General features: G+C 56.3%; 36 protein-coding genes and 3 pseudogenes. 21 read left to right on the forward strand and 18 right to left on the reverse strand.

The annotated features are described in order from the left end of the window. Positions 1 to 297 precede the first annotated feature (297 nt). Positions 298 to 1,438 (forward strand): annotated as a pseudogene (locus EGJ22_RS20950) (glutathione-independent formaldehyde dehydrogenase). Between the two features lie 91 nt (positions 1,439 to 1,529). On the opposite strand, the gene EGJ22_RS20955 reads toward EGJ22_RS20950, so the two are convergent. The 3 genes and pseudogenes from EGJ22_RS20955 to EGJ22_RS26805 all read right to left on the reverse strand — a co-directional run bounded on the left by EGJ22_RS20955 (position 1,530) and on the right by EGJ22_RS26805 (position 4,165). Continuing rightward, positions 1,530 to 1,778 carry a hypothetical protein gene (locus tag EGJ22_RS20955; RefSeq protein ID WP_016711391.1) on the reverse strand — a complete coding sequence of 83 codons (249 nt, stop codon included), beginning with the start codon at positions 1,776 to 1,778 and terminating at the stop codon, positions 1,530 to 1,532. 77 nt (positions 1,779 to 1,855) lie between these two features. After that, positions 1,856 to 2,320, reverse strand: a complete 465-nt coding sequence (locus tag EGJ22_RS20960; protein ID WP_016711390.1) for a hemerythrin domain-containing protein — start codon at positions 2,318 to 2,320, stop codon at positions 1,856 to 1,858. 90 nt (positions 2,321 to 2,410) lie between these two features. Beyond that, a pseudogene (locus EGJ22_RS26805) lies at positions 2,411 to 4,165 on the reverse strand (glycoside hydrolase family 15 protein). 340 nt (positions 4,166 to 4,505) lie between these two features. Between EGJ22_RS26805 and EGJ22_RS26195 the strand changes: the two are divergent. Beyond that, the gene (locus EGJ22_RS26195; RefSeq protein ID WP_016711387.1) at positions 4,506 to 4,646 is read left to right on the forward strand and encodes a hypothetical protein; all 141 of its coding nucleotides are present in this window, start codon (positions 4,506 to 4,508) and stop codon (positions 4,644 to 4,646) included. A gap of 27 nt (positions 4,647 to 4,673) precedes the next feature. Here the strand turns inward: EGJ22_RS26195 and EGJ22_RS20970 are convergent, their stop codons facing one another. Genes EGJ22_RS20970 through EGJ22_RS20980 form a run of 3 tightly spaced genes read right to left on the reverse strand, consistent with a single transcriptional unit; the run spans position 4,674 to position 6,147 of the window. Continuing rightward, complete coding sequence (locus EGJ22_RS20970) at positions 4,674 to 5,117, reverse strand: DUF421 domain-containing protein (protein WP_016711386.1); 444 nt, start codon at positions 5,115 to 5,117, stop codon at positions 4,674 to 4,676. Between the two features lie 9 nt (positions 5,118 to 5,126). Beyond that, positions 5,127 to 5,633, reverse strand: coding sequence for a hypothetical protein (locus EGJ22_RS20975; RefSeq protein WP_029380193.1), 507 nt, complete (start codon positions 5,631 to 5,633; stop codon positions 5,127 to 5,129). Between the two features lie 10 nt (positions 5,634 to 5,643). Beyond that, entirely contained in the window at positions 5,644 to 6,147 is a 504-nt protein-coding gene (locus EGJ22_RS20980; RefSeq protein ID WP_016711384.1) for a CinA family protein, read from the reverse strand. Positions 6,148 to 6,300: 153 nt separating this feature from the next. Here EGJ22_RS20980 and EGJ22_RS26200 point away from each other — a divergent pair, with 153 nt between their 5' ends. Next, complete coding sequence (locus EGJ22_RS26200) at positions 6,301 to 6,462, forward strand: hypothetical protein (protein ID WP_162998278.1); 162 nt, start codon at positions 6,301 to 6,303, stop codon at positions 6,460 to 6,462. A 53-nt stretch (positions 6,463 to 6,515) separates the two neighbouring features. Here the strand turns inward: EGJ22_RS26200 and EGJ22_RS20985 are convergent, their stop codons facing one another. Then, a complete protein-coding gene (locus EGJ22_RS20985; RefSeq protein WP_016711383.1) occupies positions 6,516 to 7,373 on the reverse strand; it encodes an SDR family oxidoreductase in 858 nt (285 codons plus the stop codon). A gap of 196 nt (positions 7,374 to 7,569) precedes the next feature. Here EGJ22_RS20985 and EGJ22_RS20990 point away from each other — a divergent pair, with 196 nt between their 5' ends. The 7 genes from EGJ22_RS20990 to EGJ22_RS21015 all read left to right on the forward strand — a co-directional run bounded on the left by EGJ22_RS20990 (position 7,570) and on the right by EGJ22_RS21015 (position 10,962). Next, entirely contained in the window at positions 7,570 to 8,094 is a 525-nt protein-coding gene (locus EGJ22_RS20990; protein WP_016711382.1) for a hypothetical protein, read from the forward strand. 32 nt (positions 8,095 to 8,126) lie between these two features. Continuing rightward, positions 8,127 to 9,182 (forward strand): peptidase M42, encoded by a 1,056-nt coding sequence (locus EGJ22_RS20995; RefSeq protein ID WP_016711381.1) that lies wholly within the window; start codon positions 8,127 to 8,129, stop codon positions 9,180 to 9,182. 103 nt (positions 9,183 to 9,285) lie between these two features. Then, positions 9,286 to 9,570: a DUF6555 family protein gene (locus EGJ22_RS21000; RefSeq protein WP_029380192.1), complete on the forward strand. Its 285-nt coding sequence runs from the start codon at positions 9,286 to 9,288 to the stop codon at positions 9,568 to 9,570. A gap of 45 nt (positions 9,571 to 9,615) precedes the next feature. Beyond that, on the forward strand, positions 9,616 to 9,774 hold the full coding sequence (locus EGJ22_RS26205; protein WP_004573942.1) for a hypothetical protein: 159 nt from the start codon (positions 9,616 to 9,618) through the stop codon (positions 9,772 to 9,774). A gap of 16 nt (positions 9,775 to 9,790) precedes the next feature. Further along, positions 9,791 to 10,015 carry a DUF2188 domain-containing protein gene (locus EGJ22_RS21005; protein WP_004573944.1) on the forward strand — a complete coding sequence of 75 codons (225 nt, stop codon included), beginning with the start codon at positions 9,791 to 9,793 and terminating at the stop codon, positions 10,013 to 10,015. Next, the gene (locus tag EGJ22_RS21010) at positions 10,012 to 10,437 is read left to right on the forward strand and encodes a hypothetical protein (protein WP_004573945.1); all 426 of its coding nucleotides are present in this window, start codon (positions 10,012 to 10,014) and stop codon (positions 10,435 to 10,437) included. Before EGJ22_RS21005 ends, EGJ22_RS21010 begins: the two co-directional genes overlap by 4 nt. A gap of 90 nt (positions 10,438 to 10,527) precedes the next feature. Beyond that, a complete protein-coding gene (locus tag EGJ22_RS21015; protein ID WP_004573946.1) occupies positions 10,528 to 10,962 on the forward strand; it encodes a response regulator in 435 nt (144 codons plus the stop codon). Here the strand turns inward: EGJ22_RS21015 and EGJ22_RS21020 are convergent. Further along, the gene (locus tag EGJ22_RS21020; RefSeq protein ID WP_004573947.1) at positions 10,959 to 11,375 is read right to left on the reverse strand and encodes a low affinity iron permease family protein; all 417 of its coding nucleotides are present in this window, start codon (positions 11,373 to 11,375) and stop codon (positions 10,959 to 10,961) included. The two genes, EGJ22_RS21015 and EGJ22_RS21020, sit on opposite strands and share 4 nt — an antisense overlap. Positions 11,376 to 11,541: 166 nt before the next feature. Between EGJ22_RS21020 and EGJ22_RS21025 the strand changes: the two genes are divergently transcribed. Beyond that, positions 11,542 to 12,876, forward strand: a complete 1,335-nt coding sequence (locus tag EGJ22_RS21025; protein ID WP_004573948.1) for a sodium:proton antiporter — start codon at positions 11,542 to 11,544, stop codon at positions 12,874 to 12,876. Positions 12,877 to 12,891: 15 nt separating this feature from the next. Here EGJ22_RS21025 and EGJ22_RS21030 read toward each other — a convergent pair whose 3' ends face one another. Beyond that, on the reverse strand, positions 12,892 to 13,272 hold the full coding sequence (locus EGJ22_RS21030) for a response regulator (protein WP_004573949.1): 381 nt from the start codon (positions 13,270 to 13,272) through the stop codon (positions 12,892 to 12,894). A 183-nt stretch (positions 13,273 to 13,455) separates the two neighbouring features. Here EGJ22_RS21030 and EGJ22_RS21035 point away from each other — a divergent pair, with 183 nt between their 5' ends. Beyond that, positions 13,456 to 15,003, forward strand: coding sequence for a sensor histidine kinase (locus EGJ22_RS21035; protein WP_004573950.1), 1,548 nt, complete (start codon positions 13,456 to 13,458; stop codon positions 15,001 to 15,003). 376 nt (positions 15,004 to 15,379) lie between these two features. Here EGJ22_RS21035 and EGJ22_RS21040 read toward each other — a convergent pair whose 3' ends face one another. Next, positions 15,380 to 15,598, reverse strand: a complete 219-nt coding sequence (locus EGJ22_RS21040; RefSeq protein ID WP_004573951.1) for a general stress protein — start codon at positions 15,596 to 15,598, stop codon at positions 15,380 to 15,382. Between the two features lie 201 nt (positions 15,599 to 15,799). Continuing rightward, positions 15,800 to 16,198 carry a response regulator gene (locus EGJ22_RS21045; protein WP_004573952.1) on the reverse strand — a complete coding sequence of 133 codons (399 nt, stop codon included), beginning with the start codon at positions 16,196 to 16,198 and terminating at the stop codon, positions 15,800 to 15,802. Positions 16,199 to 16,464: 266 nt separating this feature from the next. Here EGJ22_RS21045 and EGJ22_RS21050 point away from each other — a divergent pair, with 266 nt between their 5' ends. After that, a complete protein-coding gene (locus EGJ22_RS21050; protein ID WP_004573953.1) occupies positions 16,465 to 16,743 on the forward strand; it encodes a hypothetical protein in 279 nt (92 codons plus the stop codon). Between the two features lie 56 nt (positions 16,744 to 16,799). Here the strand turns inward: EGJ22_RS21050 and EGJ22_RS21055 are convergent, their stop codons facing one another. Genes EGJ22_RS21055 through EGJ22_RS21065 form a run of 3 tightly spaced genes read right to left on the reverse strand, consistent with a single transcriptional unit; the run spans position 16,800 to position 19,606 of the window. Beyond that, positions 16,800 to 18,125, reverse strand: coding sequence for an SDR family oxidoreductase (locus tag EGJ22_RS21055; RefSeq protein ID WP_016711376.1), 1,326 nt, complete (start codon positions 18,123 to 18,125; stop codon positions 16,800 to 16,802). A gap of 32 nt (positions 18,126 to 18,157) precedes the next feature. Next, on the reverse strand, positions 18,158 to 18,391 hold the full coding sequence (locus tag EGJ22_RS21060) for a PLD nuclease N-terminal domain-containing protein (RefSeq protein ID WP_125920383.1): 234 nt from the start codon (positions 18,389 to 18,391) through the stop codon (positions 18,158 to 18,160). 12 nt (positions 18,392 to 18,403) lie between these two features. Next, entirely contained in the window at positions 18,404 to 19,606 is a 1,203-nt protein-coding gene (locus tag EGJ22_RS21065; RefSeq protein ID WP_029886735.1) for a zinc-dependent alcohol dehydrogenase, read from the reverse strand. Between the two features lie 206 nt (positions 19,607 to 19,812). On the opposite strand from EGJ22_RS21065, the pseudogene EGJ22_RS26640 reads away from it, so the two are divergent. Together EGJ22_RS26640 and EGJ22_RS26645 are read left to right on the forward strand one after the other, a co-directional pair. After that, positions 19,813 to 20,253 (forward strand): annotated as a pseudogene (locus EGJ22_RS26640) (DNA polymerase ligase N-terminal domain-containing protein); the annotation flags it as partial. Positions 20,254 to 20,356: 103 nt separating this feature from the next. Continuing rightward, complete coding sequence (locus EGJ22_RS26645) at positions 20,357 to 20,644, forward strand: hypothetical protein (RefSeq protein ID WP_029886733.1); 288 nt, start codon at positions 20,357 to 20,359, stop codon at positions 20,642 to 20,644. On the opposite strand, the gene EGJ22_RS21080 is transcribed toward EGJ22_RS26645, so the two are convergent. Further along, positions 20,641 to 20,862 carry a DUF2061 domain-containing protein gene (locus tag EGJ22_RS21080; RefSeq protein ID WP_080709237.1) on the reverse strand — a complete coding sequence of 74 codons (222 nt, stop codon included), beginning with the start codon at positions 20,860 to 20,862 and terminating at the stop codon, positions 20,641 to 20,643. The two genes, EGJ22_RS26645 and EGJ22_RS21080, sit on opposite strands and share 4 nt — an antisense overlap. A gap of 61 nt (positions 20,863 to 20,923) precedes the next feature. Then, complete coding sequence (locus EGJ22_RS21085) at positions 20,924 to 21,433, reverse strand: ferritin-like domain-containing protein (protein ID WP_029886732.1); 510 nt, start codon at positions 21,431 to 21,433, stop codon at positions 20,924 to 20,926. 262 nt (positions 21,434 to 21,695) lie between these two features. Between EGJ22_RS21085 and EGJ22_RS21090 the strand changes: the two genes are divergently transcribed. The 4 genes from EGJ22_RS21090 to EGJ22_RS21105 all read left to right on the forward strand — a co-directional run bounded on the left by EGJ22_RS21090 (position 21,696) and on the right by EGJ22_RS21105 (position 23,723). Beyond that, complete coding sequence (locus tag EGJ22_RS21090; RefSeq protein ID WP_029886731.1) at positions 21,696 to 22,574, forward strand: manganese catalase family protein; 879 nt, start codon at positions 21,696 to 21,698, stop codon at positions 22,572 to 22,574. Positions 22,575 to 22,589: 15 nt separating this feature from the next. Beyond that, positions 22,590 to 22,820 (forward strand): hypothetical protein, encoded by a 231-nt coding sequence (locus tag EGJ22_RS21095; RefSeq protein ID WP_029886730.1) that lies wholly within the window; start codon positions 22,590 to 22,592, stop codon positions 22,818 to 22,820. Between the two features lie 24 nt (positions 22,821 to 22,844). Further along, a complete protein-coding gene (locus EGJ22_RS21100) occupies positions 22,845 to 23,345 on the forward strand; it encodes a ferritin-like domain-containing protein (protein ID WP_009681418.1) in 501 nt (166 codons plus the stop codon). Between the two features lie 183 nt (positions 23,346 to 23,528). Continuing rightward, positions 23,529 to 23,723: a LysR family transcriptional regulator gene (locus EGJ22_RS21105; protein WP_080709236.1), complete on the forward strand. Its 195-nt coding sequence runs from the start codon at positions 23,529 to 23,531 to the stop codon at positions 23,721 to 23,723. A gap of 43 nt (positions 23,724 to 23,766) precedes the next feature. Here the strand turns inward: EGJ22_RS21105 and EGJ22_RS21110 are convergent, their stop codons facing one another. Beyond that, a complete protein-coding gene (locus EGJ22_RS21110) occupies positions 23,767 to 24,330 on the reverse strand; it encodes an isochorismatase family protein (RefSeq protein ID WP_029886729.1) in 564 nt (187 codons plus the stop codon). A gap of 340 nt (positions 24,331 to 24,670) precedes the next feature. On the opposite strand from EGJ22_RS21110, the gene EGJ22_RS21115 reads away from it, so the two are divergent. Both EGJ22_RS21115 and EGJ22_RS21120 read left to right on the forward strand, forming a co-directional pair. Continuing rightward, entirely contained in the window at positions 24,671 to 25,579 is a 909-nt protein-coding gene (locus EGJ22_RS21115; protein WP_029886728.1) for an alpha/beta fold hydrolase, read from the forward strand. 98 nt (positions 25,580 to 25,677) lie between these two features. After that, a complete protein-coding gene (locus EGJ22_RS21120; protein ID WP_029886727.1) occupies positions 25,678 to 25,869 on the forward strand; it encodes a hypothetical protein in 192 nt (63 codons plus the stop codon). Positions 25,870 to 26,047: 178 nt separating this feature from the next. Here EGJ22_RS21120 and EGJ22_RS21125 read toward each other — a convergent pair whose 3' ends face one another. Further along, on the reverse strand, positions 26,048 to 26,842 hold the full coding sequence (locus tag EGJ22_RS21125) for an OBAP family protein (RefSeq protein WP_029886726.1): 795 nt from the start codon (positions 26,840 to 26,842) through the stop codon (positions 26,048 to 26,050). Between the last annotated feature and the right edge of the window lie 156 nt (positions 26,843 to 26,998).

The following is a 26,998-nucleotide window of genomic DNA, read 5'->3' on the forward strand; positions in this document are numbered from 1 at the left end:
CTAGGCCTCATCGAGACCTTGAGCAATATAACGTATGAGATCTAGCGCGGACATTTACTATCAGCAATGCTATAGATGATGGTGGCTCCATCGATGTCAAATCCAGTGTGCAATCTGGCACTGTATTCAGAGTCTCGCTTCCAACCTCATAGCTCACGCGATCCCTGTTCCGGTGGGAGCGACAGCATTTAGCGCCACCGGTCTGCCTCTACAATCAACACGATGAACGTACTGACGTTGGATTCACCTGAACAGAGTAGGGCGCTTTTCCGTCGCCCCTGACTTTGGGAGTTCAACATGAAAGCCATCGTGTACAACGGCCCACGTGACGTCGCGGTCAAGGATGTTTCTGACGCAAAAATCGAGAAGCCCACCGACGTACTGGTGCGTATCACCACGACCAACATCTGCGGTTCTGACCTGCACATGTACGAAGGCCGCACGTCTTTCGAGACAGGTCGAGTTTTTGGCCATGAAAACCTCGGCGAAGTGATTGAGGTGGGCGCCGGAGTCGACCGGGTCAAAATTGGTGATCGCGTCTGCCTGCCATTCAACATCGGCTGCGGGTTCTGTGAGAACTGCGAAAAAGGGCTCACGGGATTCTGCCTGACAGCCAATCCCGGTTCTGCCGGCGCCGCTTACGGCTTTGCTGAGATGGGGCCCTACCAAGGCGGTCAGGCGGAACTGCTCCGCGTTCCGTATGCGGATTTCAACTGCCTGGTGCTGCCTGAGGACGCCCAGGAACGAGAAGATGACTACGTCATGCTCTCGGATATTTTCCCTACTGGTTGGCATGCAACTGAGCTGGCCGGACTGCTTCCTGGTGAGAGCATTGCGATTTACGGCGCAGGGCCTGTTGGCCTGATGGCGGCGCATTCGGCAATCATCAAAGGCGCGTCCCAGGTTTTCGTCATCGACAACCAGCCGGATCGCCTACAGCTTGCCGCGCAGCTTGGGGCAACTCCCATCAACGCAGTCGAGCAAAGAGCAGTGGAAGAGATCATGAACCTTACCCACGGCAAAGGCACCGACCGGGGCTGTGAGTGCGTCGGTTACCAGTGCTGCGACAAGCATGGCCATGAAGCGAACTACCTCACCATGAACAACTTGGTCGCTTCAACCAAGGCCACTGGCGGGCATCGGCGTGGTTGGGATGTTTGTGCCAGAAGATCCTGGAGCGAAAAACGAACTGGCGAAGGAGGGCAAGATGGCCTTCGACTTCGGTGCGTTCTGGTTCAAGGGCCAACAGATCCGGACAGGTCAGGCGAATGTAAAGGCCTACAATCGCCGCCTGGCAGAGCTTATCCATCATGGGCGCGCCAAGCCCTCGCATATCATTTCCCATCGTTTGAAATTGGCCGAAGGCCCAGATGCCTACAAGCACTTCGATGCGCGGGATGATGGCTGGACGAAAGTGGTGCTCAAGCCTGCTGCGTGATCCGCTCTCACTGCTTCCAGGGACGGAAGCTTGGTGAGAAGGGCAACCTGCATGTTTTAAAGCAACCCTTCACCGGCTTGTCAGGGCGTTATCACCCGGCAATTTCCAGTTGCGTGTTCTTCCGCCACCCTCGCAGATTCATCGCGCAGAGGCAGAACTGTAAGATGATCAGAGCCCAGGCTTGTGCTTGCCAGCCCCACACAGCCCACAGCACGTTGCTTGCGATGAAACAGCAGAATCCAATCTTTCTTCTACCCGGACGGCGCGAACCGATGCACCAGGCTGCCAGCACGGTCATCACCATGGCAGGCCATTCAAGTAACCCAATCCAATATTCCATGAAACCTTCCAAATGATGATGGGTATCTGAAGCTAATCACCTGCCAGCTTCCAGAGAGCTGGCAGGTGATGGCTCCACTAAGCGGCTCGGCGCTCGCCCTTGAGCATCTTTTTCTGCATTTCCATGGTTTGCCCAAGCTCCTCGAGGATATCCTTGCTGAGCAGCTTCTTCGCGGTGGGGAAGAGCTCGCCTTCTTCTTCCTCGATGTGATGCTCCAACAGCTCTTTCATGACCTTGACTCTCCCGGCGAATTCGACGGTGCCGGTTTCGGTATGCAGCAGGTCGGGTAGGACGAGGGAGTCAACAGTCCGGTGTTCTTCCTTGGCCTCGTAGTACATTTTCGCTTCTTCCTTGCCACCCGCTTCCTTGATGGCCGGATATAGAATTTCTTCTTCGAGCGCGGTGTGAATCTGCAGCTCCTGCTCGATCCTGTGGAGTAGATCGGCCCGTTTTTTCACTGCTCGCTCGGTGGTGGTCGACAGCTCTTCGAGCAGCTTCTTTACCAACTTGTGGTCTTGAATCAGTAAGTCGATAGCGTTCATGGCGTTACCTCATCACGGATTGGATGTAAGAACTTGCCTCTGGTTGAGTAGCCGCTAAGCGAGACGGTTCAACGCAGATGATGGCTGGCGTCATCGTTCAGGATGGCAACCTCCAATAGCCATTGCGGCTTTGAGGGCTGCCAGGTGAGTCAAGCCCTGAGGAAGGTTGCCCAGATACTGTCCAGTCTGCGGATCGATCATCTCCGAGTAGATGCCTACCCCGTGTGATAGCCCTTGCAAAGCATCTGCATAGGCGGCTACGGCATGTTCTTGCTGGCCGAGGATTGCCGAGGCTTCGATCAACCAGAATGTGCAGGCCAGGAAGCAACCTTCCTCTTCCTGTGCATCGGTGTAGCGATAATGGAAAGCGCCCGCCCCCAGATCATGGTCAATGGCTTGCAGTGTGCTGCGCATACGTTGTTTGCTGGGGTAACCGAACCTGACCGCCAGTGCCAGTGAGGCGTCCAGCCGGTCGCTGTCTGGATAGAACAGGTAGGCTTGGCGCTCCTCGCTCCAGCAGTGCGCCTCGATCCATGCCTGGATGCGCTGGCGCTCGCGATCCCAGCGTTCCCGGCAGGTGGTGGGAAGGTGGCCGCCATCTGCCAGTTCGATGGCCCGGCTCAAGGCTTGCCAGCAACTGATCTTGGACATCGTGTAGTGCTGCTTTTCCGGCAACTCCCAGATACCGGCGTCCTGCTGACGTCAACAGTCGGCGCACTGGTCGGCAAGGCCTGAGAGGAGCATGGCGCTCGGGGAATCAAGAATGTTGCCGCTGTCGATGAAGCAACGGGCGGTTTCGAAAATGTCGCCGAACACGCCATGCTGCAGCTGGTCGCGCGCGTCGTTGCCAACGACTGGAGGCGAGTTTTTGTAACCAGGGAGATCAACCTGGCGCACGCAATCACCAATGGCCCCGTCCAAGGTATAAAACACCCGTGGCCCATGTTCACTCAGGCGGCGCAGCAACCAGGTGAAGGCAGCCTTGGCTTCCGGCTGTGCGCCGATGCCCAGAAACGCTTCGATGGTGTAGCTGGCGTCGCGTATCCAGGCGAAGCGGTAATCGTAGTTTTTGCTGCCACCAATCCGCTCGGGAAGGGATGAGGTCGCTGCCGCCATGATCGAGCCACTTGGAGAGGACAACAGAAGCTTGAGGGCCAGCGCATTACGGACTACATGGTTTTGGTACGGGCCGTCGTAGACCAGCCCCTTCGACCATTGGCACCACTCACTGTGCGAGCCGTCGATGCGTTCATCGATCAAGGCCAATGGGGGCACCACCAGGGGCTCATCTCGTCCTGCGATGATTGCGACCACTGAGCGTTGTCCTGCTGCAAGGCTAAGGACAGCACGCACGCCCATGTCATCCTTGCGTTCGATGTGCACCTGATGGTCGTGCAGGAACATGCCGAGTATTCGGCCCGCATGAAAAACGCAGGCATTGTCATTCGGCGCCACGTAGGGGCTTACCGTGTCGGCTTGGGTTCCGAAGTCGATGGCTAACTCGAAATCGACCGTACCCTCGACACATTCGAGGCGCCTGGCAAGTTCGGCCCAAGGTAAACGCCCAGCGGGGCCACTGTTCAAGGACTCGGTCAGCCGCGCACGACCCTCGTGGGTGATGAAGAGTGTCTCGAGGACGTTGCTGCCTGGCAGGTAGCGCCGCTCAGCAACGAACGGCTCGTTGGGGGTAATGGAAAAGTAGCCTCCTGTTTGCGGAGCCAGCAGCTTGTCGAACAGGGGAGGTGAATCCATGTGCGGCACACACCACCAGTCGATGGAACCGTCCAGACCAATCAGTGCCACGGAACGCCCATCCCCGAGTGCACCATACTGCTCCAGGGGCAACCAGCCACCCTCATCTCGCTCAGGTGCACCCTGTTGAGCTTCTACCGGTTCTCTTTCCATCGGTGTGCCTTCGAGATCATGTGTTCTGATTCCGACATGGCTATCTGGCGTCTGGTTCGTCTTATGTGAGCGTTGCGCAAATAGAGGGAATTTAGGATTGGCATGAATATCTCATGTAAAGCGGGACACAAGGGAGCTTTGTGCCCTCGCATTACCCTGCAAGGAACAAGAACAAAAGGGGGCTTACATGAGTTGTCTGATTTGCGCTGGGCAAGCTGAGTCCGTCGAATGCACCGGTGGATGGGAAGAGCGACGCTGTTCTAAATGCGGCTGTTACCGAATGTCCCAAGCGCTCATTCTGGTGATGATGGAAGAGGGTCAGATTTTTGATACCGAGCGGATGCGGGCCTGGCTGGTATCCCGGCGCGAACTGATGCCCATCCCTACCATCGACCATAGCCAGGCGATATTTGCACTCTAAAAGGCCTGAGAGGTGGAGCTCCGTGCCTTATTCGGCAGGAATGATCGAAATCTTTCCATTGCGTTCGACGATAGCGAACTTTACCTGCTCAATGTTCTCGATGCCTTGGCTGTCCCGCGCTGACTCAAGGATATCGTCCTCCGTGAGTCGTGCGCGACGCATGCGGTGATGCAGGAAGCGCCCATTTTCAACAACCAGGGTAGCGTGCCCATCCAGAAACCTGGCCAAGGACTTGGAGTTGAGCTTCGCGAGTGAAAGGCCGACGTCCAAAACGATCAGCGTGGCAATTACCAGCATGGCATTGGTGAATGAAAAATCCTCGCCCAGAAGTGCCTGCTGGGTGGCTTCCCCAATGATCAGCAACAAGACGAAGTCAAAGGTCGTCAGGTCGGCCAGTGAGCGCCGTCCGGCTACGCGAAACAGCAGCATAAGTGCGACGTACATCCCGGCTGCGCGGAGGATCGAATCCATGACGCACTCCTAGGGGTAAAGGAATGTGGAGAAGTGAACGGCGCTTTCAGGGCCAGCCCTGACGCTGCCCTCTAGAGTGCCTACGTGCTCATTTCGAAGGGTCAAGTACAAGGTGGCGACCCCATCTTGCTTAGTACCCAATTGGAACAGCATGGCCTGGCCATGCGACATCGACTGTTGTGGCTCCGGTTGCAACGTCTCGATACTGGCGTCACGGAGCAATGATCCCTCGAGTTGCACCTCTACCGGCTGACCAGGGATACCCTGAACGGTGATGAAAAGGCTGTCCGTCGTGCCGCTTCGGCTGAGGCGCTGGTACTCAACCCGTACCCGTCCATTCGGGCTCACCACCTCCGCATCGCTCAATGGGCCATTACCGAACAGGCCTGCCAAGGCAAGCAATACGATGGCCACGAGCACGTACCACCCCACGCGCTCGAAGCGCCAAACACGCTGCTGCATCGGCATGTCTTCTTTAACAGGATGACGCCTGGATAGCAGTTCATCTTCCGACATGATCACCCCCTCAGGCGCGCTCACCGCGTAGCCAGCGCTGGTGATAGTGGGAAAGCCGGGTCAACCCGAACAGGGCACCTTGGCGCATGACTTCAGGCCGCTCGCCGAAGAAGCGTTGAGTGCGCGTGAAAACGGCAATTGGCTCGCCGGCGAAGGCCCACGCAAAGCACATCGTCCCCGGTGGTATCCCGGATTCGGGCGCCGGCCCGGCTATACCGGTGGTGGCGATCACCACATTCGCATCGCTGTCCCTCAAGGCGCCCAAGGCCATTTCCCAAGCTACTGCTTCGCTGGTCAGGCCGTATCGTTCGATGGTTTCGGCGCTGACCCCCAGCAGCCGCTTCTTGGCGCTGGGTGAGTAGACGACATAGCCGCTTTCCAGCACCTTTCCGGTACCCGGTACCGCCGCCAACAACGCCACAAGGCAGCCTGCAGTGCACGATTCTGCTGTGCTCAAAATCAGTTTGTTGTTTTTGAGATAGCCGAGGGCGGACAGTACAGGGTCGTTTTCCATTCCAGAATCGACTCGCTTGTTTTGCGGTGGACGCGAGCCTGGGGTAATTGGTTCATCGCCCGTGTTGCCCGCCCATCTCCTGAAGTGTCACTGACCTGAACTTTGCCCCGTAGATTGGCTTCCCTTGTTCAAAGGCAATGGGAGGAGAGCAACATGAAGAAAGTGAGCGTCAGCCAAAAAGAAGGTGCGCAGACAAGGCCGCATGGGGAAGAGGAGCGAGATAACGATGCTCATCGTCCGGATGGATCCACCGGCACATCACATGACTCGACAGCGCAAAAAACGGCCCGTGATCACGATCAGCACAAACGCTGAAACTGCCACGCAAAAAGAGAGTCAGGCTCGCCAGCACGGCGAGCCTCTTTTCACTAGAGGATCGGTTTGCCGCCAGTCACTGCGTAACGTGAGCCACTGATGTAACTGGCTTCGTCGGAGCCCAGCAGCACGTAGATCGGAGCGACCTCCACCGGTTGTCCGGGACGACCCAATGGTGTTTTGGAACCAAAGTGTGTAACCGCTTCCTCTGGCATGGTGGAAGGAATTAGAGGCGTCCAGATAGGCCCTGGCGCAACGCTGTTGACCCGAATACCTTTCTTGCCTAGCAACTGAGCCAGGCCAGCAGTGAAGTTGGCAATGGCCCCCTTGGTCGTGGCATAAGCCAGCAGGCTGGGGGATGGATCGTCGGAATTGACCGAGCTCGTATTGATAATCGAACTGCCCTTGGGCATGGAAGGCAGGGCCGCCTGGCAAATACGGAAGATGGCGGTGATGTTGGTATCGAAAGTCTTCACCCATTCGTCATCGTCGATTTCCTCCAGGGTTTCGTGGGACATCTGGAACGCCGCGTTGTTGACCAGGATGTCGATACGCCCGAACTGGCTAACGGTCTTTTCGACGATGTCGTAGCAGTGCTGTTTCTGCGCCAGGTCTCCGGGCAACAGCAGGCATTGACGGCCTGCGGACTCAACCCAGCGCGCGGTTTCTTGCGCGTCTTCATGCTCATTCAGATAAGCGATGGCGACGTCGGCGCCTTCACGGGCATAGGCAATCGCCACTGCCCGCCCGATGCCGCTGTCTGCTCCGGTGATGAGTGCAACCTTGCCTTCGAGGCGATTGTGGCCGGTATACGACTGCTCACCACAATCCGGGTAGGGCTCCATCTTGCGCTGTGAGCCAGGGACATTTTGAGGCTGCGAAGGGAAGGGCGGGGTAGGGAAGTCTCGCATGGTAGAAGCTCCTGCAGTTGAGAACGTTCATACCGGTTCGAAAGGCCCTGCCTCCTCGTGTTGGTTTCAATCTGCGGTTGGTACGACGAGCGGTGCGGGATATCAATCCAATTGAATTCCATGCCCCATCGCCTGTTCTACCGGACTCAGCTCCAGTCTCATCTCTTCGCTCGGAGCCCAATATCCGGAGTAGCGAGTGCCTCGAATCATTACCCCAACGACCCCTGAGCACGAGATCAGCGAGCACAATGCCAGGATGTTTGGCTCTCCTAAGGAGCGTCTGGATTTTTACCGGCGTGAGATCCAGTACGAAACCAGCATCCTGGCCAACCGCACGGATGCCTACCTGGCGGCTCAGTCATTCCTGGTCATCGCCTTCGTTTCCTCCATGGGGAACCTCAATCAAGGATGGGGCGAGATGTTCACACTGATCGTGCCCGCTTTCCTCGCCTTGCTCGGGGTACTGAGCTCGCTCAACGCCTGGCCTGGCATTCGGGCGGCCTACAACATCATCGATCACTGGCAGCTCAAACAGAGCCACCTACTGCGCAGCGAGCCGTTGATGGGGTTGGCTTACGACGAGCCGCCGCTTTTCTGTGAGGCGGAAACCTCGCGTGCAGGGCATCGAAAGTCATTGCTGTTCTCGCTACGGACGCCGTGGATCTTTCTGGTGTTCTGGGTGTTACTGGGTAGCTACTCGGTTTACATCCAGCTGGCCTGAACACGTCTGCGTGCGAACATGGGGGTAACATTTTGAAGACTGAGGCATTACTGACCGAGCTCCTCAACGCCCGAGGGCCGGGCGGACAAGAAGATGAAGTACGGGCCATTTGTCTGCGCGAGCTGCGCCTATTCTGTGATGACACGCACATCGACCCTGCTGGCAATGTGGTGGGGGTAATTCGTGGGGGCCGCGCTGGTAGCCCAGAGGCAGCCATACGCGTTATGGCCCATCTCGATGAGATCGCGATGATCGTCAAAAATGTGCTGGAGAACGGCACCCTGGAGGTGCTCGCTCTAGGGGGGGCGCAACCGATAAGCTTCGGCGTGTGCCCTGTCGATATCCTGGGCGATGAACACATCCTGCCGGGTGTTTTGTCCTACGGTTCAATGCACAACAGCGGTCGTACTTCGAATGGAAGAGACGTGTTGGCAGGAAATGTTCAGTGGAAAGATGTCTATATCGTCACGCGCAAGAGCAAGTCAGAGCTCCAGAAGCTTGGCGTTCGGCCTGGTACTCGAGTCGTGCTGAGTCAGCACTGGCGTAAGCCCTTCAAGGTACATGACTGTATTGCCGCTCACTTCCTCGACGACCGAGCTCCGCTGAGCGCTGTCATTCTCTGTGCGAAGCTACTGAGTGAACGGCGAGAGAAACTGAAGCAAGACGTTTGGTTCGTGCTTACGACGCTGGAGGAAGAGTCGAATGCCGGCGCCATGTACGCAGCTTCCCGGCTGCCCGGCGACACCACAATCGCTGTCGAGGTCGGCCCTGTACTTGAGGAATATGGCACGGAGCTTTCGGCCAATCCGATCATCAATACCGGCGACCAGAAGGGATACTACAGCCGCACCGTGGTGCAGGGCCTGATCGCCGCTGGCCTAAAGGCCGGTTTTAAGCCCCAGTCGGCATTGCTCGTCGATTTTGCATCCGATGCAAGCGCGGTGATGAGCGCCGGGATCGATGCCCGGGCTGGTTGCATTGCGATACCCACCGAGAATACCCATGGCTTCGAAATGGTGCTTCTGGAGGGGATTACGGCCTGCGCTGAGACCTTGTTCGAATTTCTTACAGGTAGTCAGGACACATAGCCCCGGCGCGTCGACTATGCGCAGTGGCTTACCACCTGCCATTTCGATGGAATTATTTCTTCCTTGGTTTGCTCAATAAAGCATGACTAGGGAGGGAATTCTGGTGATCGGACAGCAACTCTATGTAATTGAGTACGAGCTTCACAGTGAGCCTCGGACATTCATTATCCGTCTGGAGAAAATGGACAACGGCGCCGCATGGCACTGGGCCAGCTGTGATGCCGGCGTGGGCATCATTCCGCGTTTCAGTCAGCAGAACATCAAACTGGTCAGTCGCCCGATGGCTGAGCGGTATGGCATTGCCAAGGTGAAGTGGAGGCTGGCTGGAGAGGGCCCCGAATTCGTTCCGCAACCTATCGATGTCGGCAAATTCTCAGGTGCTACCTAAGGGGCCTGAGACCGGTATTCCATCAACGTGCCTGGAGGTGTTGCCATGCAGCCTAAAACCGAAGGCTCTGAAGAAAAAGGCCCAAGCGACGTGCCTTTCATTAACGATCCGGAAAAGCCCACGTCGCCGCCACTGAATGACGCTGATGCCACGGATGCGGCTGAGCCTGAAGAAGACCTTCAGGACGATGGCCAATCCCTTTAGAGAGGAGAACCAGCTGATGGATAGTTATCACCTCAGCCCGACTTCGGATGGCTGGGAATTGAAGAAAGTCGGTGCTGAGCGAGCCTCAAAACGAGCCGCCACGAAGCAGGAGCTTGTCAGTGTCCTTGCAGATGTCTTCGAGGATAAGACGGCGTCCGTGAAGATCCACAAAGCGGACGGCACTCTCGAGGAGGAACGCACCTATCCACGTTCAGCTGACCCGCGCCGTAGCAAAGGTTGAAGACTATAACTGCCTGTGACCTCGACATTGAGGTCACGGATGCCCTTGGCGTGTTCAGATGGTTGTTGGCCAGCTTTCTCATGGGGAAGCGCATCCGCGCCACCGTAGCAGTGCAGGCGTACCGGACGCTTGTCGATCAGCAGGGCCTGGATACGCCGATTAAGCTTGCCCAGACTTCTCATTCCACGCTGGTCAAACTCCTCGGCCAGGCCGGCTATGCGCGCTACGATGAATCCACTGCCCGACGACTGCATGATCTTGGCAACAAGGTAGAAGTGGAACTGGTTGCCCAACTTGAGGCACTGCAGGAGGGGTCAGATGCTGAGGGATTTAAGCGCTGGCTACTGAGTTTAGAGGGCGTAGGCCCAAAGACCGTGGAGATTTTCATGCGTGAAGGCTTGTCCCATTTGACGAAGTTGTAAGGCCATTGAGTTTGGTGGCCTTTAGCCCCCATCGACGCATGTCCGGAAGAGTGAAACACTCGACCATTGGATTACGTACTGGAGAGGGTGATGAAGCTCGACATTGAGGGTTTGTCGCTGTCAGGGAAGACAGTAGTTGTCGTAGAGGATGATCCAACGCTTCAAGCCCTTCTGGTGGAAATCCTGATCGAGTTGGGCGCCACCTGCGATGCGTTCGATAACTCAGAAGATGCTTTGATTCACTTGATGGGACTCAAGAGCGACTGCTCGTTGATCGTTGTCGATCACGGTGTTCCGGGAAGCATCAAAGGTATGGAATTCATCTCCATGGCACACGAAAGGTGGCCTGGGCTACCCGCCATTCTGACCTCGGGCTATCAGCTGGATGCTTCTCAGGTCACACCACCTGTTACCTACCTCTTCAAGCCGTGGTCGATAGAGGAGCTCGCTCAAGCTATTGACCAAGCGCTTCCCCCTGCAGACGTACCTTCAACTCTTCTGCTGGGCCACCAACAAGGTCTCTAGCGCTGTAGGTTATCCCGAGCCACATCGTCCGTCTGATGCTCAGCAGGCGCCTGATGTTGGGGATCACATTCGCTGCCCATCGCCTGATATTGCTTGCGAAGTTTATGGATTTCCCGGTTATCGAGCGCTTCGAGATCCAATACCGACTGCTCCGCAGATTTCGTAGCGCGAATCAGTTCGTCGAGCTTCACGTGGATGATGTCGTTATCCCGGTTCTGGGTGTTCTGGATCAGGAAAACCATCAGAAATGTGATGATGGTGGTCGACGTGTTGACGATAAGTTGCCAGGTATCATTGTAGTGAAACCAGGGCCCAGAGGCCGCCCAAATGGCAATCAACACCACGGCGATCAAGAAGGTGCTCGGCTTACCGGCGTGGTTGGCGAGCCATTGGCAGAACTGGGCGAATTTCATGACGTAATCTCCACTGCGATCTATAGGGTTTGACCGCAGTGGAGCGCTGAAATCTTTTTTTACATTTCACCGAGGTATTGGGTGAGCCCACCAAGCGCAGCGGAACGACGTGGCCTGCCGGAAAGTCAAAAAAATACTCGAAAACTTTCCCAAGGCTTCTGCACAGATGACCTTCATCGTCTGGTTCGCCATGCTGGGCGCAGTCTTGCTGCTGCTCGCACTCTCATCCTCCTACCTACGCTGGATCCCTGTGACCTCGTCTGTAGTGTGCCTTGCCCTGGGCATCGTCCTGGGGACATCGGGGCTGGGTTTTCTTCAACTGGACGTGAGCAAGTCGAGCGAGTGGATGGAGCACCTCACAGAAGTCGCGGTGTTGTTTTCGCTGTTCTTCAGTGGTTTGAAATTGCGCCTGCCCTTGCACAACCGCCGTTGGTGCAGCGCCTTTTTTCTAGCCGGGCCGGTGATGTTGCTCTGCATCGGTGGGGTAACGCTGGTGCTGCACTACGGCCTGAACTTGGGGTGGGGCGTCTCGCTACTGATCGGAGCGATCCTCGCACCCACTGACCCCGTGCTCGCAACCCTGGTGCAGGTGGTTGATGCCCGGGACGATGATCTTGTCCGTTTCAGCTTGTCGGGTGAGGCAGGGCTCAACGACGGCGTGGCGTTTCCCTTCGTCATGCTTGGACTGTTCCTGCAACAGGACAATGGCCAGACTTGGTTCAGTGACTGGTTGCTCAAGGACATGCTGTGGGCAGTAACCGCAGGTCTAGTGCTTGGCTACTGGATGGGGCGCGGCCTGGGCAAGCTCACGCTGTTCTTGCGTCTGCGCAACGACGACAGCACCGTCTCGCCCAATGACTATCTGGCCCTTGCCCTGATTGCGTTGGCATACGTGAGCGCCGAGTCGATACAGGCTTATGGGTTCCTCGCGGTGTTCGCTGCGGGACTTGGTTTACGTCAGGCGGAGGTGCAGACCGCCAATAGCCCTGAAGCGCCGGCTGCTGAACATTTGGTACAGCCTGTGGTAGGTCACCAGCACGTGGCACCGGAGCTAGCAGTCAAAGGCGATCTGAAAGGGCTCGACGACTCGCAGGTAGCAGCGGGGATCATGTTGGGTGACATGTTGGCGTTCGGTAGCCTGATCGAACGGGCAATGGAAGTATTTCTGGTGACCCTGCTCGGGGTAGTGCTCATTGAGCATTGGGACTGGCGGGCAGTGCTTGTTGCCGGTGCTTTGTTTTTTGTCATTCGCCCCATCAGCATCCTGCTGTTCCCGGCTCGAGGAATGCTGGATATCCGCCAGCGTGGACTTTTAGGGTGGTTTGGCATCCGAGGTATCGGCAGCTTCTACTACCTGTTCTATGCCCTCAATCATGGGCTGCTTCCCACCTTGGCCGCGCAAAGCATCAACCTGGTGCTGTCCGTGGTGGCGTTGAGCATTCTGCTGCATGGGTTGAGCGTTCAACCGCTGCTAGCCAAATACGAAGCATGGAAGGGATAGGCAGTGTTCTTTGGATCAGGTTTCAACTTGCGGCGGGAGCGTTACTAATTTGTTGATCAGCGAGGCGAGATCAGAAATCTCCCAAGGTTTGGGGAGAAATGCTGTCCGAGCAGGCAGCAAACCGGTGTCGATTATTGCGTCGCCCGAAGTCAGAATCACTGGCAGGGTAGGCCATCGACGCCAAATCTCGTGTGCAAGGCCTAAACCGTCCATGCTTCCAGGCATATGGATATCGGTCATCACCAAGCTAGGGACTTCCTTATTGCAAAGGTAATGCAACGCCTCGTCAGCATTTGCGCAGCACGTCATAGCAACGGCGTAGAGTGACGAGAGGCTCTCGGCAGTTAGGTCTCTTAGGAGGTCGTCGTCTTCCACAATGAGGATGGTTTTCGGCATGTAGGGTTTGCTCGCGGGTCATATGCATTAGGGCTCTGGGCCTCTACGCCGTTGCTACTGGGCGATGAGTGGTGCGCTAGGCGCCGTCATGGATTAGCGGCTATGGTAGGAAAGCGGTAAGCGAACCGCCTGTACGCCCTGAAAGGATTCTGGGCGTTTCCCGTTAATCCGGAAGGGAAGACTATGCAGCAGCTACCAGTGGACGAAACAATCCGAGCGGCCTTGAAAAAGACTCATACGCGCTTGCACCGCCAACATGAGCTCGTGGTCGAGTTTGGCGTAATGTCCCTGAAGGCTGCGGACTTGGATCTGTTGCTGACCCGTGCATGTGAAGTAGTCGCTGAAGGAATGTGCACTCGTTTTTCCAAGGTGCTCCAGCCAGCAGAGGACGGGGAAGGGTTTGTTCTGACCCATGGCGTTGGCTGGGATGCTTCTGACATCGGGCGGGCAACCGTGGGCGGCGATGTGGCTAGTCCCGCAGGCTATGCATTGGCCACCTATAGGCCCGTACTCTCGAATCATTTGGGTATGGAAAATCGCTTTCGAACGCCGGAACTGCTCAAAAAATATGGAATCGAGCGGGCCATCAATGTCCCGATCCGGGGTGTGCTCAGCCCGTTTGGTGTACTGGAAGCCGACAGCAGCAACGGGGACGATTTCGTAGAGAGCGATCTGGTATTTCTGGAAGGCATCTCGAACGTCATTTCCATGGCTGTCGAAAGAATATCTGCAGGCGTGGATGTTCCAGTTCCCGACCCTTATTCCGAGACCATTCTGAACGCAAGCCCTGACTGGGTGGATATCCTGGCCCCGAGCGGCGAGATCGAGTTCATGAATGAAGCCGGGCTGAAATTCCTGGATACCCAACTGACCAGTGTTAAAGGTCAGCGATGGTATGACTTGTGGCCTGAGGAGTCGCGATCACTTGTTTGGGAGGCGGTAGCTAAAGTTAGCGCTGGCGAAACCATGAGGTTCGAATCGTACTGCCCAATCGCTCCCGATGAACCCAAATGGTGGGACGTGACTGTGGCGCCAATCATGGGCACGGATGGTCAGGTCGAACGGATCATAGCGGTATCACGGGATATCACTGAACGGCACCAGTACGAAGCTCAGCTGCTCTCTCTCATTGAGGCGCAGAACAGCAGGCAAAATCGAAGCGACCTTTATCTCGAAGAAATCCATCATCGCGTCAAAAATAGCCTCCACCTTGTAAACACCCTGCTGTTACTTCAAGCCAATCTCACGCCAGATGCGGCTGTTAAGTTGCAGCTCGAAACTGCCGCAGGGCGAGTGGTGACCATTGCCAGTGTTCACGAGAGACTATACCAGGCCGCCGAAGACCAAGAAGTACGCGCTCGCGATTACCTAAGTGCCCTGTTGGGTGATCTGGGCAAGGCTTTGGCCGACCGGCAAATTCTGTTGGAGGCTGACGACTTCGTCCTGCCACCTGAAAGAATGGCTCCCTTGGGGTTAGTGATCTCTGAGTTGATCACCAACTCCCTTAAGTACGGCAAAGGATCCATAGAAGTGATCGTCAAGCATGCCGGCGATCATGCTCAGCTCACCGTCAGGGATGAGGGCGACGGCTTTCCTGATAATTATCCTAAGCCGACAGGTACGGGGCTTGGCATGCGATTGGTCAAAAGCTATTCCGGCTACGGTAGCGCGGCAGTGGTGGTTGATCGGCAGGATAGTAAAAGTTGTATCCATGTACGCTTCAAACTCTAGGCGCGCCTGCGCACACCGATGGCACTTAGCCAAATGCGTATAGTCGTAATCAGGCTGATTCGAGACCTGGAATCATCATTGGAGGAGTAGGGGATGCGTAACTGGGGATGGCTGATGACTGCGGTAGGCTACGCTGGGCTTTCAGGAATGTTAGCCATAATCGGCGCTGCGGTTTCAGGGTTTCATAACCTCACTAGCCAGATGCTAGGGGTGAGCCTATTGCTAGCGGCAGCGTCATTGGCGCTGGTGCTTGTTGGTGGTCGTCTTCGAGCGAGAAGCAAACCCTTGTTGCCCATTTCGCTGTCTCCTTAAGACCGCTTTCATTTTCTCAAAAAGTGGCCAGAGTGCCAGGCACCCCGGCCAGCCTCATTTCAAGTTACCGGTTTTCGCTACCGCGCCCGCCGCCGTGGCTGTTTTGACCGCCTTTACGGCCTGCCTCTGAGGCGCGCTCACGGTCGTTGGCAAAATTGCCGCCTGAACTCTGCCCGCCTTTGCGACCTGCCTCCGACGCTTTCTCGCGATCATTGGCAAAATTGCCAGGATTGTTCTGAGCAGTACCACCTTGATGGCCACGATTGGTTTGGTTGTTAGCCATGATCTTTCACCTCATGTCGTCACACAGGAAAGTCTGTGTTCAACTCGGACGTCGGGGCGTGGGGTGTTTACTCCGTGGGTTCTTGCCGAGGCCGACGGGTTGCGCGAAAGAACTGGTGCAGGCGTGTGTGGCGTCCTTAAGCTTTGTTCGCGAACGTTTGGGAAGGATCAAGCTCGCATCCCGTCTGCAGACGCCGAATTTTCAGCCTCCGCCGGCGTGGTTAAGCTGAGCGCAGAGCAGTTCCTGGAGCTGGGTTATTGGCCACGGCTTAGGAAGGAACCGGGCACCTGGCGGCAACACTCTCCCTGCAAATTCGTAGTATCCGCTCATGACAATGATGCGCGTCTGAGGTTTTTGCTGGCTTGCCATCCAGGCAAGATCGACCCCATTGAGTGAACCAGGCGTTTGCACATCCGTTATCAGCAGCGTCCAATTTTGCTTCCTCAACGCCTCATTGCCGTCATCGGCAGTCGCCACCGCTGTCACCATGGCCCCCCATTCTTCCAGGTACAGGGTCAAAAGCTCTCGAATCATGGGTTCGTCCTCAACGATGAGAACAGTTGGGCGAATTATCTTCGCAGCGGAAAGCAGCTCTTTCATATGGGTACTCGGACATGCGGCTGCAGGAAGGGAGGGACATCCAGGTCTGCTTGCTTTCTTCCAGCAAGACGTAGCAGCGCGCCATCACTACGACATCGCCAGCGTTCAAGAAATTCACTCCAACTTGAGTCAGTGCCGTCCATACCCATCCGTGAGCGGAACCATAACGGGGCGACCTTCTGGACACATCGACGCCGCTGACACCGCTTTACTGAACCTCTGGAATCTTCGTGACTCAACCCTCCATCAGCGTGTGAGGCCTCCTGATGCGAACGTTCGAGAAAAACCTCTCTGCCGCCCAATTGCTGAAGCTCAACTGTCTGGCAGACTGGTACCGCGTGCTGAAAAGCAGGGCCTTCCGAATGGATTCGCCAGACGAATATCATGACGAATTGCTTCGCCAGGCCGATGAGATGGATCGTCGAGGGATTATCTGCTGGCAGGAATGGCGCGATCTTCGTCTGGAGGCTGACGCTGCTTACTTGAGAGCGGTAGCAGGGGAGGACTATCGCCCGGTTAATCCCACGAGCTCGTCAGCAAAGTAGGGATCGAACGTGATCTCGCAATGAAACCATGCTCATTCTCGGTACGCAGACCTCCTCTAGCTATCCCTGCGTCGTGAATGTGTGAGTGTAAAACCTACAAGGATTCCCAGCGCCGCTGCGCCGATCAGCAGCGGCGTTTTGTCTTTCGGCTTTCTCCAGCCTCCGTCGATACCCCTCCGGCCACTTGGAGGATCAAAGAGGTTGCCTGATGATGCTTCGGCTATGGGGCTGCGATTTATCCCCCAGCGCGTCAGCCTTCCTGACAACAGAGGCAGGCCTGGTATCAGGTAGCTGGCCAAATGCGCGAGGCGCGCCGCAGCGCCAACCGTGGTGTGAGCACGAGGCAAGATTGCGCAGGCCACCATAGCCTTTGCCACCATCTCGGGATCGTATACGGGGCCTGGCGGTGTCAGCGTATGTCCGGTGTAGTTGCCACCGTCTCGGAAGCCAGGTGTGTCCATGACTGCTGGATAGATATCGCAGACATGGATGTTGGGATATTCAGTCAGCTCGCCTCGCAATGCCTCGGTCAGTCCACGTAAGCCGAATTTGCTCGCCGAATAAGCGGCGGCGTAGGGCTGGGCCACCCAGCTGCCCAGCGACAGCGTGTTGATCAGAATGCCGCTGCCCTGTGCCTTGAAGAAGGGAAGGGCGACGTAGGCACCTAGCAGGTAACCGATCAGGTCAGTCTGGATGACCTGCTCGTGCGCCTCCAACGGCGTTTCTTCGAAATTGCCGACCGCGCCGACCCCGGCATTGTTGACCCAGATATCGATCCGTCCATGTCCAAAGTCTGCGGCCTGAACGGCAAGCGCTTGAACTTGGTCGCTGTGGGTAACGTCGGTCGTGATCGCTATGGCATCCGTACCGCAATCGGTGCATTCATCCAGCACGTCGAACAACGCCTCTTCATCGCGTGCGGCGAGTACCAGGCGAGCACCTTTGCACGCAAAGGCATGCGCGGCGGCTCGGCCTATGCCGCTGGATGCGCCGGTGATGACCACGACCTTGCCGCGCAGAGGCCCTTTGAGCGGAGCGCCACGGACAGGCGCTTCTCGTTGCGCACCCGAGGCGCTGAGGTCAAGGGGGGCAACGGTTTCGCTGGCCTCGATCCGCGAGAGCTCAAGAGAGGTGCCATCGATCAGGGTCAACGTCAGCCCTTCCACCGTGCCTGCCTCCCGGTTTGGAAATACGGGCTCACCTTCGGCATCCAGGCTGTCGTAGATGAAGCGCGTACCTTCGAGCCAGCCCACGGCGGTGAGAAGTTCAGGGCCGAGATAATACTTCCCGTCTTGAAAGAAGCCTGGAAACTGATGAGCGCGCTCCACGTTTTCCACGCGATAGCGTTCGCCTGATTTCATGCCTGTCGCTTGATCGATCATGTTGAAACCCCTGTAAGTGGAGCTCGGAGATGTCAGCCTTTGCTGTGCTCGTCGGAAGTGGGCCCGGTACCTCGCTTGATACCGCGCGGGCCAGCAACGCCCCAGATACCCAGGCCAACCAGCGGTAGCGCGACGATCAGCAGGACCCAGGCCGCTTTCACTGCATCTGACTTGTCGCTTCTGAATACGCTGACGATGGCCCATAGATCGATGAGCAAGAGGATTGCCGCCACGGCAATCCAGAAGTAGCTGGCGAGACCGTTCATGTGCTTGCCTCCTTACACGTAGTCAGGGCCCAAGGTGCCTGCTGCCGCGCCTGGCACGAGGATGACCTTGCGGCAGTTGTCCTGCTTCTGATCGAACATCTTGTAGCCCATGGCCGCTTCTTCGAGGGCCAGGCGGTGGGTGACGATCAGCTCTGGTTGCAGGCGACCTGCTTCGATGTGTTCAAGACGTTCAGGCAAGTATTTCTGCACATGGGTCTGGCCCATTTTGAAGGTGAGCCCCTTGTCGAAGGCATCGCCGAACATGAAGGCGTGGATGAAGCCGGCGTACACACCTGGAACGCTGACAATCCCACCGCGTCGCACCGCAGCAATGCTCTGGCGCAGCGCCTTGCCACTGCTGCCTTCGATCTTCAGCGCCGTCATCACCGTTTCGGCAGTGCTGCCTTTCGCCTCGAAACCGACCGCATCGATCACCGCATCGACGCCGCGCATGCCTGGCGTCTGGCGGATGATGCTGTCGGCGGGATCGTCGTCTTGCTCGAAGTTGATCGGTATGACCCCGTAGGCCTCTCGTGCGTAGGCCAGGCGATAATCGTTGTCGTCGACCATGAAGATGGTCTGAGCGCCGAGCATTCGCGCACAGGCGGCGCTCAGCAAGCCCACCGGCCCGGCGCCGTAGATCGCCACCGATGACCCTTGGCCTATTTCGGCATTGATGACCGCCTGCCAAGCGGTCGGCAGGATGTCCGAGAGGAACAGCACCTTGTCGTCGGCCAGCGCGGTGGGCACTTTGAACGGGCCGACGTTGCCCTTGGGCACCCTGACGTAGTCCGCTTGGCCGCCAGGGATACCGCCATAGAGATGGCTGTATCCGAACAAAGCGGCGCCCGGTGGAATGCCCTTCTTGTTGATGATCGAGCCACGACCTGTGTTGGTGGTTTCGCAGGCAGCGAACAGATCGTGCTGACAGAAGAAGCAGCTGCCGCAAGCGATCACAAAGGGAATCACCACGCGGTCGCCGATCTGGAGATTAGTGACTGCATTCCCGGTGTCCTCGACGATGCCCATGAACTCATGGCCGAAGATATCGCCGGCTTCGGTTTCTGGGATTTTGCCTCGGTAGAGATGCAAGTCGGAGCCGCAAATGGCTGTGGCGGTGACCCTGAGGATGATGTCGTCTTCTTGCTCGATGATGGGATCTGGAACGTTATCGACCCTGACGTCGTGTGCTCCGTGGTAGGTCAGTGCTCTCATAAGGTCAGCTCCTGCAGGCGTTTTTCCGTGATAGGTATGCAGGGGAAGCCATGACAGATGGCAAAGTTCAGCCGAACAAGTCCGGTGGTACTTAAAACTCATTCGCGACGCCCACATTTCAAGCTGAACATTCCTGACCACACCGGTATCAGAACGATCTGAGCCCGTGCCACAAGAGCCAGGCCGATTAAACGAGGGGCGTGGCGATGGACGACACGATGTTGGCATACATGGTGTTCGCTGCCTCACATCCTGAGGCGCTTTCGCAGGTACAAGTGCTTACAGAAGCGGAGGCATTGGAGGCTGGCGAAGCACTCCCAGATCTGCGTGAAACCATGGCCGTACAGATCCTCAGTGCTGAAGCCAAGGCTCAGCGTAAAACCCTGGCCACGCTCGTTGAGGTGATTTTGGGCAAGGCCGTCATCGAGCCCGATGCGCCATCCACTAACCATGTCTCCAGCCTTGAGAAATACAACCGGATGCGAGATTTCGACGCGTCACCGGAGCCGTCTGGAAATCGTAAGCAGTCGAGCAGGAAGATTCAGGCCTTACAATTCTGCGTCCAGAAGCATGACGCCACACGGCTGCATTACGACTTCCGCTCGGAGCTCGATGGCACGTTGAAGAGTTGGGCGACCGTTACCGGCTGTCCGAAAAGCGTCGTTGTCGGAAATTGGCGCTCGCGTTGATGGGCTGCTCCGCTAAGGTCAGGTGATGTCTAAATGATACTAAAGTCATAGGATGGCTGACATGCGAATACGTGGTGATGTTTTCTGGAAGTGGGCTGACCCTGTGCTTCCCCATCGTAGCCATGATGAGACACTGGACAACGGAACGGTTATTGACGTACAGACGAGATTGTCGCGAACCGGGGCTACCCAGGTTTTTATCGGCGTCTATGCGGCCACTGGGATGCCACTCCACGAAGAAGCATTTGATGCTAGGCCAGGAGAATCGATGACCCGTGCACTGGCCTGGGGTGTAGGACGGGCCAGAAGGATTGCCAGTGATCCGCGCAGTAAAGTTGTTAATTATTAGCTCTGAAGACGTTGCCACACCTTTTCGTGGAAATAAAAGGCAACGGTATTACAAGCCGGCTCAATGATCGCAATCAGTCCGCCCGTCAATACAGAGCCGGTGAGTAGGTAGGCGACGGTAAAGGCTATCGAGAAGTGTAAGACGCTAAAGCTCAACGTCTTCCATAGCGGCCCTTTAAGGCGGGAATGGCAGCAGTTGATATCGGAAAAGTCTTTCATATCGATTGGAGGCCCAACGGAAAGTAATGAGCCGTATCAACGCGATACGGCCTTTTCGAAATCAGCGTTTCGCTTCAACATCCGGAGTTGCAGAACGAGAAAGGAAGGCTTGTGTGATTTCTGGCAAATGCTCACCCAGCCATTTCGCCATGGCGATCTCTTCTTTCAGGATCGAACGGCACGCATCTGCCGTCAGCTCGTCGCCCGCGAATGTAGCCGCTTCTACGAGCACCGTGTAGGAAGCGATCTCTACATTCTCGAACACGTAGCCAGCCATGGCGCCCTTGACCACTTCGTCGCTCATCGCCATGCCGCCAACAGCTTGGCCAAACGCCATGAGTTTGCCGGCCATGTCTTTCAGTTTCGATGTGCTTCCGCCAAGGCGCTCGATGCACTCCACTAGCCGACGCTGCTGTCCTTCGGTTTCTGCAATGTGCTGAACAATTCGCTCGCGAAGTTTGGGATAGTGCTCAAGTCGCTCTGCTTGCCCCTTCAGCATTGTCTCAGCTTGCTGTTCCATTGCGTGAGCATCACGCAGCCAATCCAGTAAGTTCTCGGTTGGAGTCGCCATGGTCAAATATCCTTTGTGAGGGAATTATTGGGAAACCGTCCTTTAGGAACTGTTCGTTTCAGACGATGAATGGTGTTGCGCACTAACTATTGGAGTCTATTTATTTTTATTTGCATGGAAAATCACTTTGAACTATTTCTGCGTGGCCGCCCGTCCTGAATGTTGAGCGTTGGTTAGCACGATGTAAGACGGAGCTCACTCCCAGCCATAGACGACGTTCACAAATAATTATGGGCGTTCGACTAGCCGCGAGGAGATAGCCATGTTTATCCATAACAAGCGCTTGCAATATACCGTGCGAGTAGCGCAGCCCAATCCAGGTCTGGCGAACCTGTTGCTCGAACAATTCGGTGGTGCTCAAGGTGAACTGGCGGCTGCTAGCCGTTATTTCACTCAAGCGTTGGCGGAAGACGATCCGGGGCGTAAAGACCTGCTCATGGACATCGCGACCGAGGAGCTCAGTCACCTGGAGATCGTCGGCTCCATCATCGTCATGCTCAACAAAGGGGCCAAAGGTCGCCTTGCAGAGGGCGTAGAAGAGGAGGGTGAGTTGTATCGAGCGATCAATGGTGCGGGCAACGACTCCCATATCACCAGCATCTTGTACGGTGCCGGCGCTCCGCTCACCAATTCGGCTGGCGTCCCTTGGAGCGCTGCCTATGTCGATACCATAGGCGAGCCAACAGCAGATTTTCGTTCGAACATCGCCGCTGAAGCGCGGGCCAAGATCGTCTACGAGCGTCTGATGAACGTGACTGATGACCCAGGCGTGAAAGAGGCGCTGGGCTTCCTCATGACGCGAGAGATCGCCCATCAGCTTTCCTTTGAGAAGGCGCTTCACGCCATTCAGCCGAACTTCCCCCAAGGCAAGCTCCCCGGCATGCCGGAGTTCACCAACAAGTATTTCAACATGTCCGGTGAGCCCAATGTGCGCGGCCCTTGGAACGAGGGCAGCGAGTGGGAGTACGTGGAAAATCCATCCGCAGCTGTTGATGGGGGAGATGGCACCGCTTCGGTGACGCTGACTCCTGCCGAGGCTGAAACGGTCGAGGCGATGAAGCTTCGGACGATGTCCGATCCAACCACCAACCCGGTCACCGGAGCGGATCTTGGCTCCGGCTTGATCAATGGCAAAGACTGAGCTGCCGGAGGCTTCATGAACACTCTGCGCAAGAAAGCCTCGCCACATCGCCTGGTTGGCGTTGAGCACCTCATGAGTCAAGCGTTGGCCGAATTTGAAGCTGAGTCCCGCTTGGCCTGTCGAGCTCTCCGTGTACGCATGGCCGTAATGACCTTCGGAGTCGGCTCGCTTCTACCGAACGACCTTCCCGGCGATGCGCCGGAAGTCGAGCGGCCAGAAACTTTTCTGAGTAACACCCTGCACTGATCACTACCGTCTAGGAGATAACCAATGGCTGCACGGAAAACTGTTGAAGACCTGTTTATCCACGAACTGTCTGACGTGTATAGCGCAGAAAAGCAGATCACCAAGGCGCTGCCTCGGTTGGCCAGGGCCGCCACCAATCCATTGTTGGCCGACGCCTTCACGTCCCACCTGGCCGAAACCCAGGGTCAGATCGAGCGCATCGACCAACTGGTGGAGTCGGCAGGCTTGAAGCTCAAGCGGATGAAGTGCGTTGCGATGGAAGGGCTGGTCGAGGAGAGCAAGGAGCTACTCGATGAAATCGAAAAAGGCGCGGTGCTCGATGCAGCGTTGATCGGGGCTTGCCAGAAGGTGGAGCACTACGAGATCGCCAGCTACGGAACGCTGATCGCCATGGCCAAGCACCTGGGAATGAAGGAAGCAGTGTCATTGCTGGGCGATACCTTGGCCGAGGAAAAAGCAGCGGACGATAAGCTTTCTGCAATTGCTGAAGAAGGTGGCAACCAGGCGGCAACACTCGAAAAATGATGGCTGATGCCCGGTGCAGGATGCGCCGGGCTTGTACAGCGCTATCCATCCACCCAATTGGTGCATTCTCGACAACACTGTGTCAGGCGCTACGCTTCTGTGCAGTCTAGCGACGACGGTGCCTTGAAGTTGACGAACATCGCAGAGAGTCCACAATTTTGGGATCTGCATTAGCCGGCTTCAATGGCCCGCGACAAATTCAGCGACCTCGTCGTATTTCTAGCAGTGGCGCAGGAAAGACATTTTACCCGTGCGGCGGCCAAGCTTCGTGTTACACAGTCAGCGGTTAGTTACTCAGTGCGTCAACTGGAGTCCCGTCTGGGGGACAACTTGTTCAAAGGACGTTCTGATGCGGCTGCCGACGCAGCGGGCCAGTGAAGTCGGGCGCTTGCTACCGCATCAGTGGAGGCCTGACGCTGCTTCATAGGCGGAGCTGAGCGAGCACATCCTCTGATGACATGACTTGGGCATATTCAGTGCCCAGTATGGCCAAGGCCAGCTCATAAACGGTTAAGGCGTCCCAACACGTTCCTTGCGGCCCGGTTACGGGTACAGCAGTCGTGGCATCCGCAGGAAGAATAATTTCGTACCCAAGCGCTTTCCCGGCCCGGATAGTGGCATCCATGCTGTTGTGAACCACAACGCCCGTCAAAACAATGCGTTTTACTTGCATATTTTTGAGAATGGCATCCAATTGGGTTCCTATGAATGCGCAGTTCTCATGCTTGATAATGACAATCTCGCCCTCTACCGGTGCCACTTCTTTCTTGATCCCATTCCAAGGGCCATGAACGTAATAGCTGGAGGTGGGATTTTCTTCATCATGCTTCACATGAAGGACAGGCCAGCCACTGGATCGCCAGTGCCGAAGAAGGCGTTGGATAACTGACAAATAGCCAGGGTGGCTTTTACCATTCCAAACAGGTTGATCGATAGCATCCTGAACATCGAGGATAATCAGGGGGATGCTAGGCGTATCCTTCATGCGTGGTCGTCTCCTTACGATGGAGGCTTAGTGTGCTGCAACGTATTCCCGTCAACAAGCAGCGCAGGCGCGCTAGGGTGCCGGTGCTGCAACGAGGCCACTAAGGACGGGCTGCTACCTGTCAGTGGATTCCGACCCAGCTCACGCAAGGTGCGTTGGGCGGACGCCTACTTTTTTCACCCCTTGGCTCAAGCTGAACCTCGGATTACTGGTTTCACCGCGCTTTGAAGCCCTTATACTGTCCGTTTGCCAACGGTCAAGGAGAGACTATGACGCCGACTATTTTCAAAGGTGATTGTTCTGCAAAATTTGCAGTGCTTTGCGTAGAAGGGCGGGTCTGATGCGCGTTGGAAGAATCATGGCGATGGTTGGAACCACGCTTTCGTTGATGACAGGGCCGGTAATGGCATCAGCAGGCCTATCGTCCCAGCCAGCAGAGCATTCCAGCCTGCAGCGAATTTCTGTGCAGGTTGAAGGTTCCGGCAAGGACGTCGTATTGATCCCAGGCCTGGCATCGTCTCGAAAGGTATGGGATGACCTAGTCCCCAAATTAAGGCAAAGCTATCGCCTTCACCTGGTTGAGCTGGCAGGTTTCGCCGGGTCGCCTGCCGTATCCGAAACCAAGGGGAAAGTCATTGCTCCTGCGGTCGAAGAGATCGCTGACTACATCCACTCTCAGCGGATCCAAGCACCGGTGATCATCGGTCACTCTCTGGGAGGAGAGGCAGCTTTGATGCTTGGAGCTCGCCATCCCGATCAGGTGGGCCGATTGCTGATCGTTGATGCGCTTCCCTTTTACAGCTTGTTAGTCGACCCTTCGGCCACCACCGAAACTGCTACAGCGCCTGCTGCTGTGATGCGTGATTCGCTAATGGCTGCATCTGCTGAGCAAAACGAAGCCATGCAAACTGCATCCATCGCTCGGCTTGTTAAAAATGAAGCGTTTAGGCCAGGTTTGGTCGCTGACAGTATCCGCTCGGATCGCAGAACGGTGGCCGATGCTGTCTATGAATTGATGGTCACCGATTTGCGACCTGAACTCAGCCGCATCACCGTGCCGGTGGAGGTCGTGTACGCATATGACCCAATGTATGGCGTGCCTTCATCCAGCGTGGATGCGATGTTCCATCAGGCCTATACCTCAGCACGCGACATCCGGTTAAAGCGCATTGACGGCAGTTTTCACTTCGTAATGCTTGACCAGCCGGAGAAGTTTGCCCGCACCGCTCTGACATTTCTCAGCAAGTGAATCCCATTTGGCCTAACCCGCGATTAGCTGTTGCGCTTGGGTCGATATGTAGGCTGTAACCGAAAAAAATGATGTACGAGTCAACTCAAGGAACTCGAATGAAGGGACAAAGGAAGGTCGGGGGGTTGCAGGTACTGCTCTCAATGCTGGGTATCGCTTTGGGCGCTGCCTTACATGGCTGGGGGATAGTCGGATTTTGGGGGATGATCACCATCATGATGATCCCGAACGTCGTTTTCATGGTCATGCAGGTATACGCGGAACGCTACAAGCAGGATATCGCACGATGAAAATTGTTCCGACTTGACCCCGCAAGCGGAGCGCGAAGCCCATGGAGGGGCGTAGGCGTGAGGATGGAAGCCCGGTAGGGCCGTGACCCTGGCTGCGCCAGGGCGCGGTACACGACAGCCGTTCCCCCGCAAGGGGGACACGCCCGAGGCCCCATCCACGCAGAGCTGATGCAGGCGGCTATTGGCTGGATCGGCTATTTGTAGTGGATGGTGTAGCTGTTGAAGAGCGATGTACATGGGCACCGGTTGGATCGGTGATTTGAATGACATTACCGTGCTGCCAGCCATCCGCCTGAGGATCAGCATCAGGAATACGAATGTCAGCCCGCTCAGCTTTGTTTTTTGCAGCATCCACACCCAGGCGCCGATTGCGCTGTTCGACCATCGCCGGGTCAGCCTGGCCATCTGCGGTAAAACCCATCATCAACTGCGGCACACCTACAGGTAGCGCTTTGTCTTGATCGGTGTGCCAGGTGTGCCATGTCTTCCCATAGGTATGCGCCAGGCGCTCCATCAGAGCATGCTCAGCAGGAGAAGGAATGCCTGGAGCGATCAGCTGCCCAGAGGAGACCTCGTAACCATGGCTGTGCCACATCGCCTTCTCTTTGGGTGGCAACCTGGCAAAAAGCTTCTCGTCGATGATGTACTCGACGCCCATGATATTCGAGCTCTTGGTATTGCCGTCGAATATCACACACTGAATGACATCCTCGTTGAGGATGGAGCAGTAGTGATGCGCTTCCATCTGCACGTCCGGATGCCCGTTGTAGAAGTGAAAGCCATCCAGGTAGGCATTGATGGCCTCAATGGGCGGCTTGGACTGCAGCGTCGCGGCGCCGGCTTCCAGCAACTGGGTTTTCGCCGACTCTGGCCGACCTGGAGTTTCTACAGGAGACTTAGTTTCGTGAGCAGAGCAAGCCCACAGAAGAGTGCAGGCGAGGGGAAGGGTTATCGTTTGAAATAGCTGTCGCATGAGAAAGGCTCTGGCTGGTGTCCTTAGTGGACAGCCTTGATCGATAAAGCAGACAGCCAAACGGACGAATGGCCCGAGTCGATGAAGAATTGCGGGCAAAAGAAAGCCCGCTGCTAGACGGGCAAGGGAGCTTCTATCACACGTAGGGATAGCTAA

This window comes from Pseudomonas sp. p99-361 (assembly GCF_003935475.1).
Classification (GTDB): Bacteria; Pseudomonadota; Gammaproteobacteria; order Pseudomonadales; family Pseudomonadaceae; genus Aquipseudomonas; species Aquipseudomonas juntendi.